A 17,384-nucleotide genomic window follows, 5' to 3' on the forward strand; every position below is an offset into this window, starting at 1 on the left:
CAGGGGTTGCCCCGTGGCCCAAAGCCACGGGGCGCGCCCGACCCGCCCCGCCGAATCTGTTGGGGGGGGAGGGCGCACGTATACGTGCACCCACCCCTCGGTTCGGGCGCGCCCCTATCGGCAGCGCAATATGCGACCTTAGTCCCGCAACAACTCGTTGATGCTGGTCTTGCTGCGCGTCTGGGCATCGACCTTTTTCACGATCACCGCGCAGTAGAGGTTGATCCCGTTCTTGGACGGCATCGAGCCTGCGACGACGACCGATCCTGCGGGCACCTCGCCATAGGTCACCGATCCGGTTTCGCGGTCGACGATCTTGGTCGATTTGCCGATGAAGACCCCCATCCCGAGGACCGAGCCTTCGCGCACGATGCAGCCTTCGACCACTTCGGAGCGTGCGCCGATGAAGCAGTTGTCTTCGATGATGGTCGGGCCTGCCTGCATCGGTTCCAGAACGCCGCCGATGCCGACGCCGCCTGAAAGGTGGACGTTCTTGCCGATCTGGGCGCAGGAGCCGACCGTGGCCCATGTGTCGACCATGGTGCCTTCGTCGACGAAGGCGCCGAGGTTGACGAAGGACGGCATGAGGACGACGCCCTTGGCGATATGGGCCGAGCGGCGCACGATGCAGTGGGGCACGGCGCGGAAGGCGGCGGCCTTCCAGTCGGCTTCACCCCAGCCGTGGAACTTGCTGTCGACCTTGTCCCACCACGTGCCGCCCTGCGGGCCACCCGATTGCAGGCCCATGTCCTTGATGCGGAAGCCCAGTAGCACGGCTTTCTTGGCCCATTGGTTCACGTGCCAATCGCCCGAAGTCTGACGTTCCGCGACGCGCAGCTTGCCACTGTCGAGAGCGGTAAGGGTGGCTTCTATGGCGTCGACTGCCTCGCCCTTTGACGCGGGGGTCAGCGTGTCGCGGGCCTCCCATGCGGTATCGATGGCGGCTTCCAGCGCAGCGTAGGTCATGTTTCCCCCGTTTTGGTTGGTGTCGGTCTTTGCGCCCCTATAAAGACAGGATTGCCGCCACGCAATCACGAGGGACCGCCATGACCGACGACAGCCGCAGCCACCCGTTCCGCGACAGCACGCAGGACGCAGCCGCGGCGGAACGGCTGCCCGACACCGCGCAGACGCGCGCGCCCGCTTACCGTCTGGCCTTTACCGACACCGATTTCATGATGCGCGAGGAGTTGCGCCCCGTGCGGTTGCAGCTTGAGCTGCTGAAACCGCAGATGGTGATGGACGAGCGCGGGATCAGATCGACGGTGGTGCTGATGGGGTCGGCCAGAATTCGTGAAGGCGGGGTGCGTGAAGGCGGGGTGCGCGAAGGCGGGGCCGCTGCGGGGCTGATGCCGTGGTATGCCGAGGCGCGGCGGCTGGCGGCGATGATCACGGTGGAAAGCCTGAAAAGCTATGGCCGCGAATGGGTGGTGGTGACGGGTGGCGGGCCGGGGATCATGGAAGCGGGCAACCGGGGTGCTGCCGATGCGGGGGGCCAGTCGATCGGGCTGAACATCGTGCTGCCGCACGAGCAGGCGCCCAACCCCTATGTGACGCCGGACCTGTGCTTCAACTTTCACTACTTCGCGATCCGCAAGATGCACTTCCTGATGCGGGCGCGGGCGGTCTGCATCTTTCCGGGGGGCTTTGGCACGCTGGACGAGATGTTCGAGAGCCTGACGCTGATCCAGACGGGGCGGATGAAACGGGTGCCGTTCCTGCTGTTCGGTCGGGCCTTTTGGGAAAAGGTGGTGAACTGGCAGGCGCTGGTGGACGAAGGCGTGATCGGTGCGGGCGATCTGGAGCTGTTTTCCTTTGTCGAGACGGCGGAAGAAGCGATGGCGGCCATGGTCGGCGGCGGGTCGGGCGAACCCTTGGGCGACACCGCCGCAGGGCGCGCAATCTAGGCGGGAAGTCCGTGCTTTTTCGAGCACAGACTTTTGTCGAGGAATCCATACTTTGGTCTGTAAAATACATTTGAACGGATATCGGGCCTCGTGGGCATGAATTTGCATGCCCGACCGGCTGGCGGATCCTTTGTGACCCGCGACCTGGCGTGAACAGGTCGGCCTGATGCGGGTGTAGCGATTGATGGAGTGTGTGATGTTCGACGCGATTGTGCGCCGGTTCTGGCGCGGCTTGATGGTTCTATGTCTGTCGGTGACAGCGCTGGTTTCGCCGAGCGGGCGGGCGGAGGCTATAGGGGCTGTTCCTTTTACAGTCCGAACTCTTGGGACTTGCCAGGTTTGGTTCTGGGGCGAGTTTAATTCCTATGTTCGGTTGATCCTTCCTACGGGTGAACAATTTGCGGGAGGCACATTGTTCAGTGGCAGCGGCTTAGCGGGTGAGGCTCAAGCCATTACCGAAGCAGGCTTGGCTCAGTGTGGCCTATCCAATGTGACCATCACTTCCCAAAATGGCGCGGACTCGACCCAGCCGTCGGTCCTTACATGGGAATCATCTTCCGTGCGACAGAAGGGGGGATTTTGTATGATTACGAATATGCGTTGGTCGGCGCCACCGACACGCTAATTGTGGCAAATAGGACGGCGTTGAACACTGCTCCCACCGCCAATGCTGGCGGCAACAAGGAGGTGGGGTCGGGAAAGACTGTCACATTGGACGGTTCGGGGTCTGACCCCGACGCAGGGGCTGTTCTGACCTATTCCTGGACCGCGCCGATCGGTGTGGGAACCTTGTCGAACGCGACCTCTGCGACGCCGGTCTATACAGCGCCCAAGGTACCTGCGGGAACGTCGGATGTCGTCGTCACGTTGACGCTGACGGTCAGTGACGGCACCGCCTCGGCCACGTCGACGATGCAGGTTACGGTGAAGCCGAACACGGCTCCGGTCGTGAGTGCGGGGGGTGACCTGGAGGTCGCTTCGGGCGGGCAAGTCTCGTTGAATGCGACGGTGATCGATCCGGATGCGGGCGATGTTGCGGCGATGGGCTATGCCTGGGTTGCGACGCCGGATGGGCTTTCGTTCAACTGGAGTTCGCCAAGCCCGATGTTCACCGCGCCTGTGCTGGAGGCGAACGCAGCGGATCAGGTTTTCGATCTGACCGTGACGGCTAATGACGGAACCAACAGCCACAGCGATACAATGCGGCTTACCGTGACGTCGAAGAAGAACGTGGCGCCTGTCGCGGTGGCGACGAGCAGCGGTGAGGTTGAGGCGGGCGGGACCATCACGCTGTCAGCGGCAGGGTCGACCGATGCCGACGAGGGTGATGTCGATTCCCTGGACTATGTCTGGGCGCAAACCGGGGGACCGAGTGTCTTGCTGTTGGGGTCCAACGCGGCCGAGGCGTCGTTCGGTCTGCCCACTCCGCTGCCGACGAATGCGGGTGGCGATCTGGTGTTCACCGTCACGGTGACCGACAATGACGGGGCGTCCGACACCGAGACGATCGTGGTCGAACTGCCCGAGCCGCCTGCTTTGGTGGTTACGGCGACCGCGTCGGACGACGCTGTCGTGACGGGCGGGTTTGTCGGGCTGGAGGCAACCGTATCGGGTGCAGACCCCGAGAGCACGCTGACCTATCAGTGGGAGACGGAATCCGACGTGATGATCGACGACCCGGCGATGCAGAATACCTATTTCTTCGCGCCGAACGTCGCCACCAGCATCACGGCCGAGTTCGTGCTGACCGTGACCGAAACCACTGCGAAGAACACGACCCGCACGGCACGCTCGTCGGTATTCGTGACCATCGGACCGAACACGGCACCGGTGATCGTGGTGACCGGGCCTACGACGGCTAAGGAAGGCGAGAGCGTGACGCTGGACGCCTCGGGATCGACGGATCCGGACGAGAGCAATCTGCGCATCCGCTGGGTCCAGACCGCAGGGCCGACGGTGCTGGAGGAAGAGATCGTGAGGGTTGTGGAGAGTGCGGCCCTGACGGAGGATCAGCTTCCGCCGACGTCGAGGGGGGCTGCGATCAGCTTTACCGCCCCCGCCGTGCCAGAAGGCGAGACGCAGGTTTCGCTGGTGTTCGACGTGATGGTGTCCGACGGGGTCGACACGTCGACCAAGACGGTGACGGTCACGGTGACGCGCGCGGGAGCCGAGGAACCGGGGACCGATGACGACGAGCGCGAAAAGGTGATCGCCGAAACCGAGGCGCAGATTGACCAGTTCGTGCAGACCCGCATGAACAACCTGATCGGCACGCAGCCCGACCTTGGCTCGGTGGTCTCGGGCGGTGACGGGACGGCCAATGTCACCATGTCGTCGATGGGGGGTCAGGTCGACCTCGCCACCGCGCCGGATCAGCCGGTCTGGCTGCGGTTGAAAGGCAACTGGTCGACCGTCGGCGGGGCCGAGGGCGACTATGTGCTTGGCGCTGCCGGAACGCATGTGATGGTCGGCGAAGGGCTGGCGCTTGGGGTCATGGCGCAGGTGGACCATCTGAAGACGGTGGACGGGTTGGCCGTGGCCGAGGGCACCGGTTACCTGATCGGGCCCTATGTCGTGGCCAAGTTGCCCGACCAACCGCTGGTGGTGCAGGGGCGGCTGCTTTACGGCGCGTCGCAGAACACCTTCTCGCCGCTGGGCACGTTCGAGGACAGTTTCGACGCCACGCGGCTTTTGGCGCAGTTCGGGGTGTCGGGGCAGATTGCCAAGGGCGATGTGGTCTGGAAACCCAGCCTGCAAGCCGCCTATGCACGCGAACAGACCGATGCCTATACTGACGGCTTGGGCAATCCGATCGGGGCGGGCGACAACGCGGTGGCGCAGGTTTCGGTCGGGGTCGAAGTGACCTTTCCGCTGCCGGTGCCTGCGGGGGCCATGACGGCGACATTTGGTCTGTCGGACATCTGGGCGGGCAGCGTCAGCGGCGGGCCTGCGGTTTACGAAGGGCATCGGGGCAAGGTCAGCTTTGGCGTGAACCGCGTCTTCGGGTCGGGGGCAGAGCTGTCGCTGACCGGAAGCTACGACGGTCTGGGCGCCGACGGCTACGAAAGCCTTGGTCTGGATCTGGTGTTCCAGCACAAGTTCTGAAAACCGGTTGCGGGGGGTCAGGCCCCCCGCAGCGAACCTTGCAGCCAGTCGGGCAGGTATTCGACGCGGTCGCAGCCTGCAAAGACCGCAAGGCGGTGCAGTTCGGCATCGAGCCGTGCGAGGCGCTGTTTGGTGGTGGTAACGCCCGCCTCGGGCCAGAAGGCGCGGACGCGCAGGGTGTTTTCGGCGCGGAAGGCCTTGGCGTCGATGCGGCCGATGAGGGTGGCACCTTGGAGCACGGGAAAGACGTAATAGCCGTAGCGGCGTTTGGCTTCAGGCACGAAAACCTCGATCCGGTAGTGGAAGCCGAACAGGTGTTCGATGCGGTTCCTGTCGCGCAGGGCGGGGTCGAAGGGAGACAGAATCCGCAGGCGGGCGGGCGGTTCGGGCGGGGTTTCGGTCAGCGTGGCGGGAAAGGCCAAGGCGCGGCGCGGGGTGCCATCGGCACCTGCCACGGTGATTTCGGTGACCTCACCGCTTGCGCGGGCGGTGGCGACCCAAGCCTTCACCTCATCGGGGCGCAGGGCGTTCCAGTAGCCGCGCAGTTCGGTTTCATTGGCAAAGCCGAGATGCGAGAGGGCCGAGCGGCAGGCCCAATCGGTCAGGGCGCTTGCATCTGGGGCGGGGCTGCGATGGGCGGCGGGGATGACGCGTTCGGTCAGGTCATAGACCTTGCGAAAGCCGTCGCGGCGGGTGATCGCCAATTGGCCGGTGCGCCAGAGCCATTCGAGCGCGGTTTTCGACGGGTGCCAATCCCACCAGCCGCCTTTGCCACGCACCTCGCCCTCGCCCACATCGGAGGTCGATACGGGGCCGTCGCGGGCGATGCGGTTCAGGATGGTGTCGAATTGCGCGGCATAGCCGTCGCGGAACCAGCGCTGCCAGTTGTCGCGCAGGCGCAGCGCATCGCGTTCGAAGCGGTGCTGCCAGAAGGGGTAAAGCCGCATGGGCAGGATCGAGGCGTCATGCGTCCAGTGTTCGAACAGGGCGCGGTCGGTTTCGAGCAAGCGTTTCAGAGCGGGCGGGCGGTAGCTTTGGCGGCGCGACCACAGGATCATGTCATGCGCGCGGGCGACGGTGTTGATGCTGTCGATCTGCACGAAACCGATGCGGTCGATCAGCGCAGCAAGGTCGGCACCGGTGGCGGGGCCGGAGGAGGATTCGGCCAGCGCGTGACGGTCGAGGAAGATGCGGCGGGCGGTGGCGTTGTCGATGCGGGTCATGGCAGCGAGGGGACGCGGGCGGCGGCCTTGCGTCAACGGGGAAATTTCTGACGCAGAAATTTCGACCGGAATTTGACGCAAATTCCGGAGGCGCTGCGGAAAAGTTCGCGCTTCGCCAGCAACGGGAGCGACCCGAATTTCTGCGTCAGAAATTTTGCCGGAATTTGCGTCAAATTCCGGTCGGGGAACGGGTTTACCGCGTTTTGGGTGCTTGAACCCGGGCAGAGTGTGGTTAGCTGCACCATACACGGAGTCATAGACCGAGCGCCCCGCCCGTCCGGCGGACAAACCAGTTCGAGGAGAACCGATGCCGCATGAAACCCCGCTGATCGCAACCATCGTGGTCGGCTTGTGCCTTGCCTTTGCGCTGGCGCTGCTGGCGCAGCGGCTGAAGTTACCGTTGATCGCGGGGTATTTGCTGGCAGGGGTTATCGTGGGGCCGTTCACGCCGGGTTATGTGGCGGACCAGAAGCTGGCGACCGAACTGGCCGAGCTTGGGGTGATTTTGTTGATGTTCGGGGTGGGGCTGCACTTTTCGGTGCGTGACCTGCTAAGCGTCAAGACCATCGCCGTGCCGGGGGCTGTGGGGCAGATCGCGGTGGCGACGGGGGCGGGCGTGCTGCTGGCATGGGCGCTGGGTTGGGGCCTTGGCGCGGGTGTGATCTTCGGGCTGTCGCTTTCGGTCGCCTCGACGGTCGTGCTGCTGCGGGCCTTGCAGGACCGTGGATTGATCGAGACCGAGCGGGGCCGGATCGCGGTGGGCTGGCTGATCGTCGAGGATCTGGTGATGGTGGTTTCGCTGGTGCTGATCCCGCCGCTTGCGGGGCTGCTGGGCGGGCAGACGCAGCCGGTTGACGGGCAAGCGGCGGAAGTGGTGGCGCTGGGGGTCGGGCCGGTGGTCGCGACGCTGCTGGTCACGGCGGCCAAGGTCGGGGCCTTTGTCGCGCTGATGCTGCTGGTGGGGCAGCGGGTCATTCCTGCCGTTTTGCATTATGTCGCCCATACCGGCAGCCGCGAGTTGTTCCGCCTGTCGGTGCTGGCGATTGCGCTGGGGGTGGCGTTCGGATCGTCGACGCTGTTTGGTGTCAGTTTCGCGCTGGGGGCGTTCTTTGCCGGTATGGTGATGGCCGGATCGACGCTGAGCCAGCAGGCCGCACGCGAGACGCTACCGCTGCGCGATGCGTTTGCGGTGTTGTTCTTCGTGTCGGTGGGGATGCTGTTCAACCCGATGGTGGTGGTGACCGCTCCCTTGGCGCTGGTAGGAACGGTGGTGATTATCGTCGGGATCAAGGCGCTTGCGGCTTATGGCATCGTGGTTGCTTTCGGCTACGAGCGGTCGGTGGCGCTGACGATTTCGGCGTCATTGGCGCAGATCGGCGAGTTTTCGTTCATCCTGATCGTGATGGGGCTTTCGCTGGGCATCGTACCGCAAGAGGCGAAAGACTTGGTCGTGGCGGGGGCGATGCTGTCGATCCTTGCCAATCCGCTGCTGTTCCGGATGCTCGACCGCTGGTCGGCGCGGCACGAGGCGAAGGCTGCGGGTTAAAGGTTGTCGGTGACGCGGAAGCCTTGCGGGATGGCGTCATGTCCTGACAGGATCAGGTCGGCCATGGTGGTCGCGACTTTGGGGGCCATGCCGAAGCCGATCTTGAAGCCGCCGTTGGCGATGAAGTGCCCCGTGCGGTCGGGCCATTCGCCCAGCATCGGGGCGCGGGTGCGGGCGCGGGGGCGGATGCCGGCCCAGCGGGCGACGACGGGTGCGCCGTGCAGGGCGGGAAGGGCTGCGAGGGCGCGGGCATGCAGCGCCTCGCCCGAGGCGTCGAAGTCTGGCGTGGTCCAGTGGTTTTCGGATGTCGAGCCGATGGCGACGGTGCCGTCGGCATGGGGGACGATGTGCAGGCCATCGGTGAAAAGTTGCGGCAGGGTGGCGGCGTCATGGGCCAGTGACAGGGCTTGGCCCTTGACGCCGGCACCCACGGGTTTGGCAAAATGCTGCGACAGGGTTTGCAGGCCGCTCGCCCCTGTGGCCCAGAGGATCGCGCCCTGTGCTTGGCCTTCGGCTGTGATTTCGCCGCCCCCTGCGGTGATCGCGGCGGTCAGGGTGGCAAGCGCCATGCGGGGCGAGAGGCGGGCGGTGAGGGTGTCGTGGATCAACTGGCCTGACGGGCTGACGGGTTCCCAAGGCGCACCCGTGGCGGGGATGACCTGCCAGAGCGCCCTGCCCTGCCACAGGGTTGCGGCCTCGGCCGCGCGGGCGGTGGCGTGGGCGATTGCCTGGGCATCGGCGAGCGGTTGCAGGCGGCCCGAGCGCAGATAGCCCGTGGGCAAGCCCGATGCCGCGCCGACCGCTGCCCACCAGCTTTCGGCCATGAGCAGGCTTTCAAGCTGGAAGGCCTTTTTCGGGTTCCAGTTTTCCGGCACATGCGGGGCGAGCGCGCCGACAAGCCCGCCCGAGGCCCCTGCCCCCGGCCCGTTCGGGTCGATCACGCGGACGCGGGCGCCACGGGTCAGGGCCGCCCATGCGATGGACAGGCCGAAGATGCCCGCGCCCATCACTGTCAGATCGACCCTTGCCATTCCGTAATGCCTTGCCCATGGTCCGCCGCGATTTCTAGGGTTTAGGGCAGATGACCGGCGGCGAACAGGGTGTGACTTGGAAGGACGGGGTAATCCCCGTCTCGACCCGTTTCGACGACCCGTATTTCTCGCTGGCCGATGGTCTGGCCGAGACGCGGCATGTGTTTCTGGCGGGCAACGGGTTGCCGGACCGGCTGGCGGACGGGTTCCATGTGGCCGAACTGGGGTTCGGGACGGGGCTGAACCTGCTGGCGCTGCTGATCGCATGGGCGGGAACGGGGCGGGCGGGGACGTTGCGCTATACCAGCTTCGAGGCCTATCCGCTGGATGCGACCGACATCGCCCGCGCGCTGCGCCATTTCCCCGAGGCGCAGGCGGTGGCAGGGCCGTTTCTGGCTGCGTGGGACAGTGGAAAGCGCCGCTTTGCGCTGGCGGGGATCGAGGTCGAGGTGGTGATCGGCGATGCCCGCGACACGCTGCCCGCATGGGGGGCCTGCGCGGATGCGTGGTTTCTGGACGGGTTTTCGCCCGCCAAGAACCCTGAATTGTGGTCGCCGGAACTGATGGCCGAGGTCGGCGCGCATACGGCCACGGGTGGCACCTTTGCCACCTATACCGCAGCGGGCCATGTGCGCCGGTCGCTGGAAGCGGCGGGTTTCGCCGTCGAACGCGTGACCGGCCACGGGCGCAAAAGACATATGACGACAGGACGGAAATGAGCCGCAATCGCTCCAAGGGTATCTGGCTGATGGTGGCAGCCGTGTTCTGCTTTGCCTTGCAGGACGGGTTTTCGCGGCATCTGGCTGAGACGTATAACACGCTCATGGTCATCATGGTGCGCTACTGGGTCTTTGCCGCTTTCGTGCTGGTGCTGGCCTTGCGCCGCCCCGAGGGGTTTCGTGCCGCGATCCGCACCAAGCGCCCCGTGGTCCATGCGCTGCGCGGCACGCTGCTGGTGGCCGAGGTGTGCCTGATCGTCTGGGGCTATACCATGATCGGTCTGATCGAAAGCCATGCGGTCTTTGCCGTCTGCCCCTTGCTGATCGCCGCGCTGTCGGGGCCGATACTGGGCGAAAAGATCGGCTGGCAGCGTTGGGCCGCGATCGGCGCGGGGCTGGTGGGGGTGCTGGTGGTGCTGCGGCCGACCTCGGGCGTGTTTTCCTGGCCTGCGCTCTTGCCCTTTGCCGCCGCGCTGATGTTTGCGACCTATTCCATCCTGACCCGCCTTTCGGCGCGGGACGAGGCGGTGTTTCCGTCGTTCTTCTGGTCGGCCATCATCGGGGCGGGGTTCATGACGCTGCTTGGCCTACCGAACTGGCAGGCGGTGCAGGGTGTCGATCTGGGCTATCTTGCGGTCTATTGCGCGCTGGCGATCCTGTCGCATTGGCTGTTGACCATCTGCTATGAAAACGCCGAGGCCAATGTGGTGCAGCCCTATGCCTATTTGCAGATCGTCTTTGTCACGGTGATCGGGATGCTGGTCTATGGCGAGCGGCTTGCGCCCATGGTGGCGCTTGGCACGGTGATCGTGGTCGCGGCGGGGATCTTCGCACTGACGCAGGAACGGCGGCGGGCATGACACCGAACGCCACCGCACAGAACACGCGGGCGGGCATCTGGCTGATGGTCGCAACCACACTGGTATTCGCGGTGCAGGACGGCATCTCGCGGCATCTGGCGGCAAGCTATCCGGTGCAGATGGTTGTGATGATCCGCTTCTGGTTCTTTGCCGCCTTCGTCATGGTCATGGCCGCGCGGCAAAAGGGCGGGCTGCGTGCGGCGGTCAAGACGCATTATCCGGTGCTGCAGGCGCTGCGCGGGGCGCTGCTGGCGGTGGAAATCTGCGTCTTCGTCGCCGGTTTCGTGACGCTGGGGCTGGTGGAAAGCCATGCGGCCTTTGCCAGCTATCCCTTGCTGATCGCTGCCCTGTCGGGGCCGGTGTTGGGCGAGCGGGTGGGCTGGCGGCGCTGGTGCGCGATATTGGCGGGCTTCGTGGGGGTGGTGATCATCCTGCAACCCGGCGTGGCGGTGTTTTCACCATGGGCGCTGGTGCCGCTTTTGGCCGCGCTGCTGTTTGCGGTTTACGGGCTGCTCACCCGCTATGTGGCGCGGCGCGACGATCCTGCAGTCAGCTATTTCTGGACCGGGATCGGCGGGGCGGTGGCCATGACGGTGCTGGGGATAGGGCATCTGCAACCGATGGCGGGGCCGGATATGGCATGGATGGCGCTGCTATGCTGCACCGCCTGTCTGGGGCACTGGCTGCTGATCCGAGCCTTTGCGGTGGCCGAGGCCTCGGCGATCCAGCCCTTTGCCTATCTGCAACTGGTCTGGGCGTCAGGCATCGGCGTGGTGCTGTTTGCCGAAACGGTGCGGACCAATGTGGCCATCGGCGCTGGCATCGTGGTGACAGCGGGGGTCTTCACCCTGTGGCGGCAGCGGGTCAGGGCGCGTCAGACGCCCGCCTGCTGACGAGCGCCAGAAACCGCGCCCGTGCTTCCGGCAGGGGGCGGTCGTTCAGGCCGGTGATCTCGCGCAGCAGGAAATGGCCGGTTACGGCAAGGCCTTGGGCGATTTCGGCGGCGCTGCCCCCGCCCTGCCCCATCAGTACCTGCGGCAGGGGAAGCAGACGCGCGGCCCAGTCGCCCGCCCCCGCACGGCTGACGGCGCGGCCGGTTTTCGGGCTGACAAAGGCCAGATCGTCGCGCGCCCCCGTCACGGCGCAGCGCGTAAGGTCGAGGCCGAAGCCGATTTCGTCGAGCAAAAGCATTTCCCAACGCAGGTAATCGGGCAGCCAGTCGGCCCCCCGCTCCATGGCGTCAAGCAGCGGCAGCGTAGCGCGGTAAAGGGGTGCGTGCCCTTCGCGTTCGGGCAGGGCGGCGTGCAGCAGGGCGCAAAGCGCGTTCAGGGCCGACAGCGCCAGATGATCGGCCATGATCGCGGCACGGCTTTGCAAGGGTTCGACGGTAAAGGCGCCGATATGGGCATCGAGCCGCGCCCGCCACGCCACCTGCACCTGCGTTCCGGGTTGCAACACGGGTGCAAGCTTGCGCGAGGTGCCGCCCCGCACGACACCGGCATGGCGGCCATGACCGGCCGTGAAAACCTCGATGATCGCGCTGCTTTCGCCATGCGGCCGGGCCGAGAGCAGAACCCCTTCGTCACGCCATTCCATCGCCTGACTATCCACCCTGCGGGCCGGAACGCAAGCGCAGGCAAAGGGGTTCATCCCGCCGGAAACAAAGGGAGAAGGGCATGCGTTGGCGCGGAAGGGTCACGGCGGCGTCGATGGCGTGGCCCGCGCGGCATGACGGGCGGCGGAGGATTTCACCAACCTGATGGCGCTGATCGTAGCGGTCGGTCTGGGGCGGTGGCGGCAGGCTGGCCGATTCCGGCGCAAAGGGCGGCCGGGCTGGCAGCCGGCTTGCGCCGCCCATACCCCTTTGTGCGGGGGGCTGGTGACGGGCGTCTGGCCCGATCCTTTTGCCGTTCTCGACGCGCCGGGGCCGTGGCCGCTGTCGGCCAACGTGGCAGCCCATTGCGCCGGTTTCCTGTGCCTCGGGCTTATGGTCACACCTGCCGCGCTGGCGTTTCAGTCGCGCAGACCATCCTGCCCGAGCAGCGTGCGGCCCTGACGGTCCTCGACCTCGATCAGCCACAGGTCGCGGTCGCGCGCCCTTTGCCGCGCCAGAACGGCGTCGACCGCAGCCTCGTCGCCCTCGGCCAGCACGACCCAGGCCCGCCCGCCGGTTTCGAAATCGACCGAGCGTTGAAAGGCCCGCGCCCGCCCGTCGAGAGTGGCGGATTTCACGATCACCGCACCGGCGGTCGCATCGCCGCGCGCCACCACGTAAACCGCGATATCGGCCAGTCGCAGCCGGTTGAGATATGCCGAAACCCAAAGCTCGCTGGTCAGCCGGACTGTCACGCCTTGCCTTTCACGCTGGAAAAATATCCTCGGGTGGGTCCGGGAGGGCAGACAGCCCTTCCGGGGGTCGCCCAAGGGCAGACCGCGTCCCGACCCATCGCCCCCCTCTCCCCTCGGGGAGAGGGGTCGGGGGTGAGGGGGATCAATCGCCGTCCTTGAAATCGAGGCCCATCTCGGAATATCGCTCTTTCTCTTCCAGCCAGTTCGGCCGCACCTTCACTTGCAGGAACAGGTGCACCGGCCGTTCGAGGAAGGTCGCGATCTCGGCGCGGGCCTGTTGGCCGATGACCTTGATCGTCTCGCCCCCCGCGCCAAGGATGATGCCCTTGTGGCCGTCGCGGGCGACATAGATCACTTGGTCGATCCGGGTCGAGCCATCCTTGCGGTCTTCCCAGTTCTCGGTCTCGACCGTCAGCTGGTAGGGCAGTTCCTCGTGCATCCGCAGGGTCAGTTTCTCGCGCGTCATCTCGGCGGCGATCATTCGCATCGGCAGGTCGGCGATCTGGTCTTCGGGGTAGAACCATTCGCCCTGCGGCACTTCTTCGGCCAGCCAGTCGCGAAGCGTGTCGATACCGTAGCCGCGTTCGGCGCTGATCATGAAGGTGCGCGCAAAGGGGAAGGCTTCGTTCATCGACTCAGTCAGGCGTAGCAGGTTCTCGGCCTTGATCTTGTCGATCTTGTTGATCGCCAGCGCCACCTTGGTGCCGCGCGGGATCTTGTCCTTCAGGCTGTCGACGATGGCCTTGACGCCTTCGGTGGCCCCCCGATGCGCCTCGATCAGCAGCACGATGATATCGGCATCGGCCGCCCCGCCCCAGGCTGCGGCGACCATGGCGCGGTCGAGGCGGCGGCGCGGGCGGAACAGGCCGGGCGTATCGACAAAGACGATCTGCGACCGTCCTGCCATGCACACACCCCTGATGCGCGACCGCGTGGTCTGGACCTTGTGCGTCACGATAGACACCTTGGCCCCCACCATGCGGTTCAGCAGGGTCGATTTGCCGGCGTTCGGCTCGCCGATCAGGGCGACGAAACCTGCGCGTTTCGGGCTTTGGTCTTCGGGGGCGTTGGTCGGTTGGTCGATGTCGTCAGTCATTTTCGGCCTCCATGCGGGCGAGAAGCGCGCGCGCCGCTGCCTGTTCCGCCGCCCGTTTGCCGCTGGCGCGGCCTGTCTCGGACTGGCCCGTGGTCAGACGGGCCTCGACGGTAAAAATCGGTTGATGGTCGGGGCCTTCGCGCCCCGTTTCGAGATAGGCGGGCGGCGGCAGGCCACGGGCTTGCGCCCATTCCTGAAGCGCCGATTTCGGATCGCGGGCATTGGTCTCGGCATCGGCGATCCGGCCACCCCAGAGCCGCAGCACCATGTCGCGGGCCGTTTCGAACCCTGCGTCCAGATAGACTGCGGCGATCAGCGCCTCCATGGCATCGCCAAGCAGGGCTTCCTTGCGGCGCCCGCCCGACAGCATTTCGGACCGGCCGAGTTTCAGCACATCGCCCAGACCGATGTCGCGCGCGACCTCGGCGCAGGTTTCCTGCCGCACCAGCGCGTTGAAGCGCGGGGCAAGCTGGCCTTCGGCCGCCTGCCCGTCGGCATCGAAAAGCGCGGTCGCGATCGACAGGCCAAGCACGCGGTCTCCAAGAAACTCGAACCGCTCGTTCGAGGGGCGGGTGGGCGAGGACAGCGAGGAATGCGTGACCGCCCGGAGCAGCAACTCCGGGCGGTGGAAGTCGTGCCCGATGCGGGCCGAGAAGGCGGCCAGTTCGGCCGCGAGTTTGATCGTGGGACGGCTCACTCGATCGCCTTGAAGAAGCGGTCGGGCCGCCATGTCCAGAAATAGAGCATCGACCGGCCAGCAGACGAGAAGATCACGCGGTCGGCGCGGCCGATCAGGAATTCGGCAGGCACGAAGCCCACGCCGCCCACGGCTTGGCCAAAGCGGCTGTCCTGGCTATTGTCGCGGTTGTCGCCCATGAAGAAGTAATGCCCCGGCGGCACGGTGAAGATGTCGGTGTTGTCGGCAAAACCGTTGTTGTCGATGTTCAGGATATTGTGCTTTACGCCGTTCGGCAGGGTCTCGACATAGCGCGACGAGGTGCAGACGCCGCCTTCGCCCACTGGGCCGTTCTCGCAACGCGGCAGGTTGCCCATCGGGCCCTGTTTTTCATAGATTTCCTCGAAGGTGCCGGCGGCTTCCTGCGGCACTTGGGTGCCGTTCAGGAAAAGCACGCCGTTCTTCATCTGCACGGTATCGCCCGGCAGGCCGATCAGGCGCTTGATGAAATCGGTGCCGTTGACGGGATGGCGGAAGACCACGACATCGCCACGTTCGGGTTCGCCGCCAAGGATGCGGCCCGAGATCGGGCAGAACGAAAACGGGCAGGAATAACGCGAATAGCCGTAGGCCATCTTGTTGACGAAAAGGAAATCGCCGATCAGCAGCGTGTCCTTCATCGAGCCCGATGGAATCCAGAAGGGCTGGAAAAAGAGCGTGCGGAAGATGCCCGCGATGAGCAGCGCGTAGACAACGGTCTTTACCGTTTCGAGCAAGCCGCCATCTTGACGTGCAGAAGTTTTCGCCATTCTCGGGTCATCCCTTGGGTGCAGCCGCCCATAGCATCACACGGCGGTCGGCGCTACATGCGCGGGCGCGGGGCCTGAGTCAAGTTCGGCGCGGATCACGTTCTTGACTGTGTGGCAGGTGCCAGCGGGCGGGCCTCGATCACCACGAAGGCCTGCGCCCAGGGGTGATCGTCGGTCAGTGTGACGTGGATCACCGCCTGATGCCCTGCGGGGGTCATGGCGGCGAGGCGTTCGGCGGCCCAGCCGGTGACATGCATCACGGGTTGACCGGACGAGAGGTTGGTCACGGCCATGTCTTTCCACGAGATGCCCATGCGAAGGCCGGTGCCCAGCGCCTTTGAACAGGCCTCTTTCGCGGCCCAGCGTTTGGCATAGGTGGCAGCGATGGCACGCGGGCGGCTTTGCGCCTTGCGCTGTTCGCGGGCAGTAAAGACGCGGGTCAGGAAGCGGTCACCGAAGCGGGCTATGGTGGCCTCGATCCGTTCGATATTGGCAAGGTCGGAGCCGATTCCGAGGATCATGCGACGCGACCGAAGATTTTCTGCGATAATCTTCCGCAACGAATTTTCTGCGAAAATTCAGCGGTCGAACGGGAGGCCTGAATTTTCGCAGAAAATTCGTTGGCCGGATTTTTCGCAGAAAACTCCGTCACGCCAGCCCCTCACGTGCGAGGTCCATGCGGCGGCGCATTTCGTCGATTGCCCCTTCCAGCCCGCGATAGATCGCCTCGCCGATCACGAAATGGCCGATGTTGAGTTCCATCACCTCGGGCATGGCAGCGATGGGCGCCACGTTGTCATAGGTCAGGCCATGGCCTGCGTGGACTTCCAGACCCAGCGCATGGGCCAGTGCCGCGCCGCGTTTCAGGCCCTGCAATTCGGCTTCGGACTCGGCCATGCGGTCTTCGGCGTGGAGTTCGGAGTATAGGCCCGTGTGCAATTCGATGACTGCGGCGCCGATGGCGGCCGAGGCTTCGATCTGGCGCGGATCATGGCCGATGAACATCGACACGCGGCAGCCCGCGGCGGCGAGTTCGCCGACGTAATCGGTCAGCCGCGCCTGATCGCCCGCTACATCCAGCCCGCCTTCGGTTGTGCGTTCCTGCCGCTTTTCGGGGACGAGGCAGACGGCGTGGGGGCGCAGGCGCAGGGCGATGGCCTTCATCTCGTCTGTGGCGGCACATTCGAAGTTGAGCGGGATGGCAAGCCCTGCCCTGAGGGCTTCGATATCCGTATCGCGGATGTGGCGGCGGTCTTCGCGCAGATGGGCGGTGATGCCGTCGGCGCCTGCCGCTTCGGCCAGCAGGGCGGCGCGCAGGGGGTCGGGCCAGACCGAGCCGCGCGCATTGCGGACCGTCGCCACGTGGTCGATGTTCACGCCGAGCCGCAGTCGTCCGAGGGGTTTCATCGCTTTGGTCCTTTTAACGCGTCTGAACGAATATTAGGGCGCGGGGGGCGCTTCGTCATCCCCGCCCTTTGCCGCATCGCGCTTGAGTTTTGCCGCCGCCGCCGCCAGCGTCTCGCGCAGGGTTTTGCGGCGGTCATGGCGTTCTTTCGCCTTGGCGGCGCGGGCCTTTTGATAGGCATGCACCAAGGGGATGGTCAGGTAATAGAACACCGCCGACAGCACGAGGCCGGGGATGAGCGCGCCGATGAAATAGGGCAGGTAGATTTCATTCCAGAACTGCAAAAGCCCGTCCCAGCGGGCGTGTTCGGGGCCAAACAGGGCAAGGACGTTGAACCAAAGGTCTTCGCCCGCATTGGCAAAGGCGCGGCCGATATAGGCGGCAGTCAGCGGCTTTTCGATGCCCATGATCCAATGCCCGAAGGACATGGCAAAGACGGCGAAGAAGGGCGTGGTGATCGGGTTGGTGTTGAAGGTGGCCAGAAGGGCCGCCAGCAGGTTGCCGTTCACCGCGCGTGACGCCGCCCATGCCGCGACGAATTGCATGCCGGGAAGCGGCAGGAAGCCGACGAGCGATCCGGCGAATACCCCCGCGCGATGCGGTGGGGTTGGTCGGGAAGGCGGCGCATGCGGTGCAGGACGTATTGCGTCGCACGTTT

18 protein-coding genes are annotated in these 17,384 nt (G+C 65.4%); 7 read left to right on the forward strand and 11 right to left on the reverse strand.

Annotated features, from left to right (window positions below; all coding sequences use genetic code 11):
- Positions 1 to 138: 138 nt before the first annotated feature.
- On the reverse strand, positions 139 to 966 hold the full coding sequence (gene dapD, locus HYN69_RS14030) for a 2,3,4,5-tetrahydropyridine-2,6-dicarboxylate N-succinyltransferase (RefSeq protein WP_108436284.1): 828 nt from the start codon (positions 964 to 966) through the stop codon (positions 139 to 141).
- An 80-nt stretch (positions 967 to 1,046) separates the two neighbouring features.
- Here dapD and HYN69_RS14035 point away from each other — a divergent pair, with 80 nt between their 5' ends.
- Together HYN69_RS14035 and HYN69_RS14040 are read left to right on the forward strand one after the other, a co-directional pair.
- A complete protein-coding gene (locus HYN69_RS14035) occupies positions 1,047 to 1,907 on the forward strand; it encodes an LOG family protein (RefSeq protein WP_108436285.1) in 861 nt (286 codons plus the stop codon).
- Between the two features lie 543 nt (positions 1,908 to 2,450).
- Complete coding sequence (locus HYN69_RS14040) at positions 2,451 to 5,012, forward strand: PKD domain-containing protein (RefSeq protein WP_108436286.1); 2,562 nt, start codon at positions 2,451 to 2,453, stop codon at positions 5,010 to 5,012.
- A 17-nt stretch (positions 5,013 to 5,029) separates the two neighbouring features.
- On the opposite strand, the gene HYN69_RS14045 is transcribed toward HYN69_RS14040, so the two are convergent.
- Positions 5,030 to 6,235, reverse strand: a complete 1,206-nt coding sequence (locus HYN69_RS14045; protein ID WP_108436287.1) for a winged helix-turn-helix domain-containing protein — start codon at positions 6,233 to 6,235, stop codon at positions 5,030 to 5,032.
- Between the two features lie 307 nt (positions 6,236 to 6,542).
- Between HYN69_RS14045 and HYN69_RS14050 the strand changes: the two genes are divergently transcribed.
- A complete protein-coding gene (locus HYN69_RS14050) occupies positions 6,543 to 7,781 on the forward strand; it encodes a cation:proton antiporter domain-containing protein (RefSeq protein WP_108436288.1) in 1,239 nt (412 codons plus the stop codon).
- On the opposite strand, the gene HYN69_RS14055 is transcribed toward HYN69_RS14050, so the two are convergent.
- The gene (locus HYN69_RS14055; RefSeq protein ID WP_108436289.1) at positions 7,778 to 8,812 is read right to left on the reverse strand and encodes an NAD(P)/FAD-dependent oxidoreductase; all 1,035 of its coding nucleotides are present in this window, start codon (positions 8,810 to 8,812) and stop codon (positions 7,778 to 7,780) included. The genes HYN69_RS14050 and HYN69_RS14055 overlap by 4 nt on opposite strands.
- Positions 8,813 to 8,862: 50 nt before the next feature.
- Here HYN69_RS14055 and mnmD point away from each other — a divergent pair, with 50 nt between their 5' ends.
- The 3 genes from mnmD to HYN69_RS14070 are packed head-to-tail and all read left to right on the forward strand — an operon-like array spanning position 8,863 to position 11,284.
- Positions 8,863 to 9,531: a tRNA (5-methylaminomethyl-2-thiouridine)(34)-methyltransferase MnmD gene (gene mnmD / locus HYN69_RS14060; protein WP_108436290.1), complete on the forward strand. Its 669-nt coding sequence runs from the start codon at positions 8,863 to 8,865 to the stop codon at positions 9,529 to 9,531.
- Positions 9,528 to 10,391: a DMT family transporter gene (locus tag HYN69_RS14065; protein WP_108436291.1), complete on the forward strand. Its 864-nt coding sequence runs from the start codon at positions 9,528 to 9,530 to the stop codon at positions 10,389 to 10,391. Before mnmD ends, HYN69_RS14065 begins: the two co-directional genes overlap by 4 nt.
- Positions 10,388 to 11,284, forward strand: coding sequence for a DMT family transporter (locus tag HYN69_RS14070; protein WP_108436292.1), 897 nt, complete (start codon positions 10,388 to 10,390; stop codon positions 11,282 to 11,284). The genes HYN69_RS14065 and HYN69_RS14070 overlap by 4 nt, the downstream gene beginning before the upstream one ends.
- On the opposite strand, the gene recO is transcribed toward HYN69_RS14070, so the two are convergent.
- Positions 11,256 to 11,987, reverse strand: coding sequence for a DNA repair protein RecO (gene recO / locus HYN69_RS14075; RefSeq protein WP_108436293.1), 732 nt, complete (start codon positions 11,985 to 11,987; stop codon positions 11,256 to 11,258). The two genes, HYN69_RS14070 and recO, sit on opposite strands and share 29 nt — an antisense overlap.
- Positions 11,988 to 12,150: 163 nt before the next feature.
- Here recO and HYN69_RS21230 point away from each other — a divergent pair, with 163 nt between their 5' ends.
- A complete protein-coding gene (locus HYN69_RS21230; RefSeq protein WP_216824613.1) occupies positions 12,151 to 12,447 on the forward strand; it encodes a hypothetical protein in 297 nt (98 codons plus the stop codon).
- Here HYN69_RS21230 and HYN69_RS14085 read toward each other — a convergent pair.
- The 7 genes from HYN69_RS14085 to HYN69_RS14115 form a co-directional block, all read right to left on the reverse strand.
- Positions 12,405 to 12,740 carry a DUF1491 family protein gene (locus tag HYN69_RS14085; RefSeq protein WP_108436295.1) on the reverse strand — a complete coding sequence of 112 codons (336 nt, stop codon included), beginning with the start codon at positions 12,738 to 12,740 and terminating at the stop codon, positions 12,405 to 12,407. The genes HYN69_RS21230 and HYN69_RS14085 overlap by 43 nt on opposite strands.
- 142 nt (positions 12,741 to 12,882) lie before the next feature.
- Positions 12,883 to 13,836, reverse strand: coding sequence for a GTPase Era (gene era / locus HYN69_RS14090; protein ID WP_108436296.1), 954 nt, complete (start codon positions 13,834 to 13,836; stop codon positions 12,883 to 12,885).
- Positions 13,829 to 14,518 carry a ribonuclease III gene (gene rnc / locus HYN69_RS14095; protein ID WP_108437227.1) on the reverse strand — a complete coding sequence of 230 codons (690 nt, stop codon included), beginning with the start codon at positions 14,516 to 14,518 and terminating at the stop codon, positions 13,829 to 13,831. The genes era and rnc overlap by 8 nt, the downstream gene beginning before the upstream one ends.
- Before the next feature lie 11 nt (positions 14,519 to 14,529).
- Positions 14,530 to 15,321 carry a signal peptidase I gene (gene lepB / locus HYN69_RS14100; protein ID WP_108436297.1) on the reverse strand — a complete coding sequence of 264 codons (792 nt, stop codon included), beginning with the start codon at positions 15,319 to 15,321 and terminating at the stop codon, positions 14,530 to 14,532.
- A gap of 95 nt (positions 15,322 to 15,416) precedes the next feature.
- Complete coding sequence (acpS, locus tag HYN69_RS14105) at positions 15,417 to 15,842, reverse strand: holo-ACP synthase (RefSeq protein WP_108436298.1); 426 nt, start codon at positions 15,840 to 15,842, stop codon at positions 15,417 to 15,419.
- Between the two features lie 127 nt (positions 15,843 to 15,969).
- The gene (locus HYN69_RS14110; RefSeq protein WP_108436299.1) at positions 15,970 to 16,728 is read right to left on the reverse strand and encodes a pyridoxine 5'-phosphate synthase; all 759 of its coding nucleotides are present in this window, start codon (positions 16,726 to 16,728) and stop codon (positions 15,970 to 15,972) included.
- A gap of 33 nt (positions 16,729 to 16,761) precedes the next feature.
- Positions 16,762 to 17,271, reverse strand: a complete 510-nt coding sequence (locus HYN69_RS14115) for a DUF2062 domain-containing protein (RefSeq protein ID WP_230426428.1) — start codon at positions 17,269 to 17,271, stop codon at positions 16,762 to 16,764.
- Between the last annotated feature and the right edge of the window lie 113 nt (positions 17,272 to 17,384).

It is taken from the genome of Gemmobacter aquarius (genome assembly GCF_003060865.1).
GTDB lineage: Bacteria > Pseudomonadota > Alphaproteobacteria > Rhodobacterales > Rhodobacteraceae > Paragemmobacter > Paragemmobacter aquarius.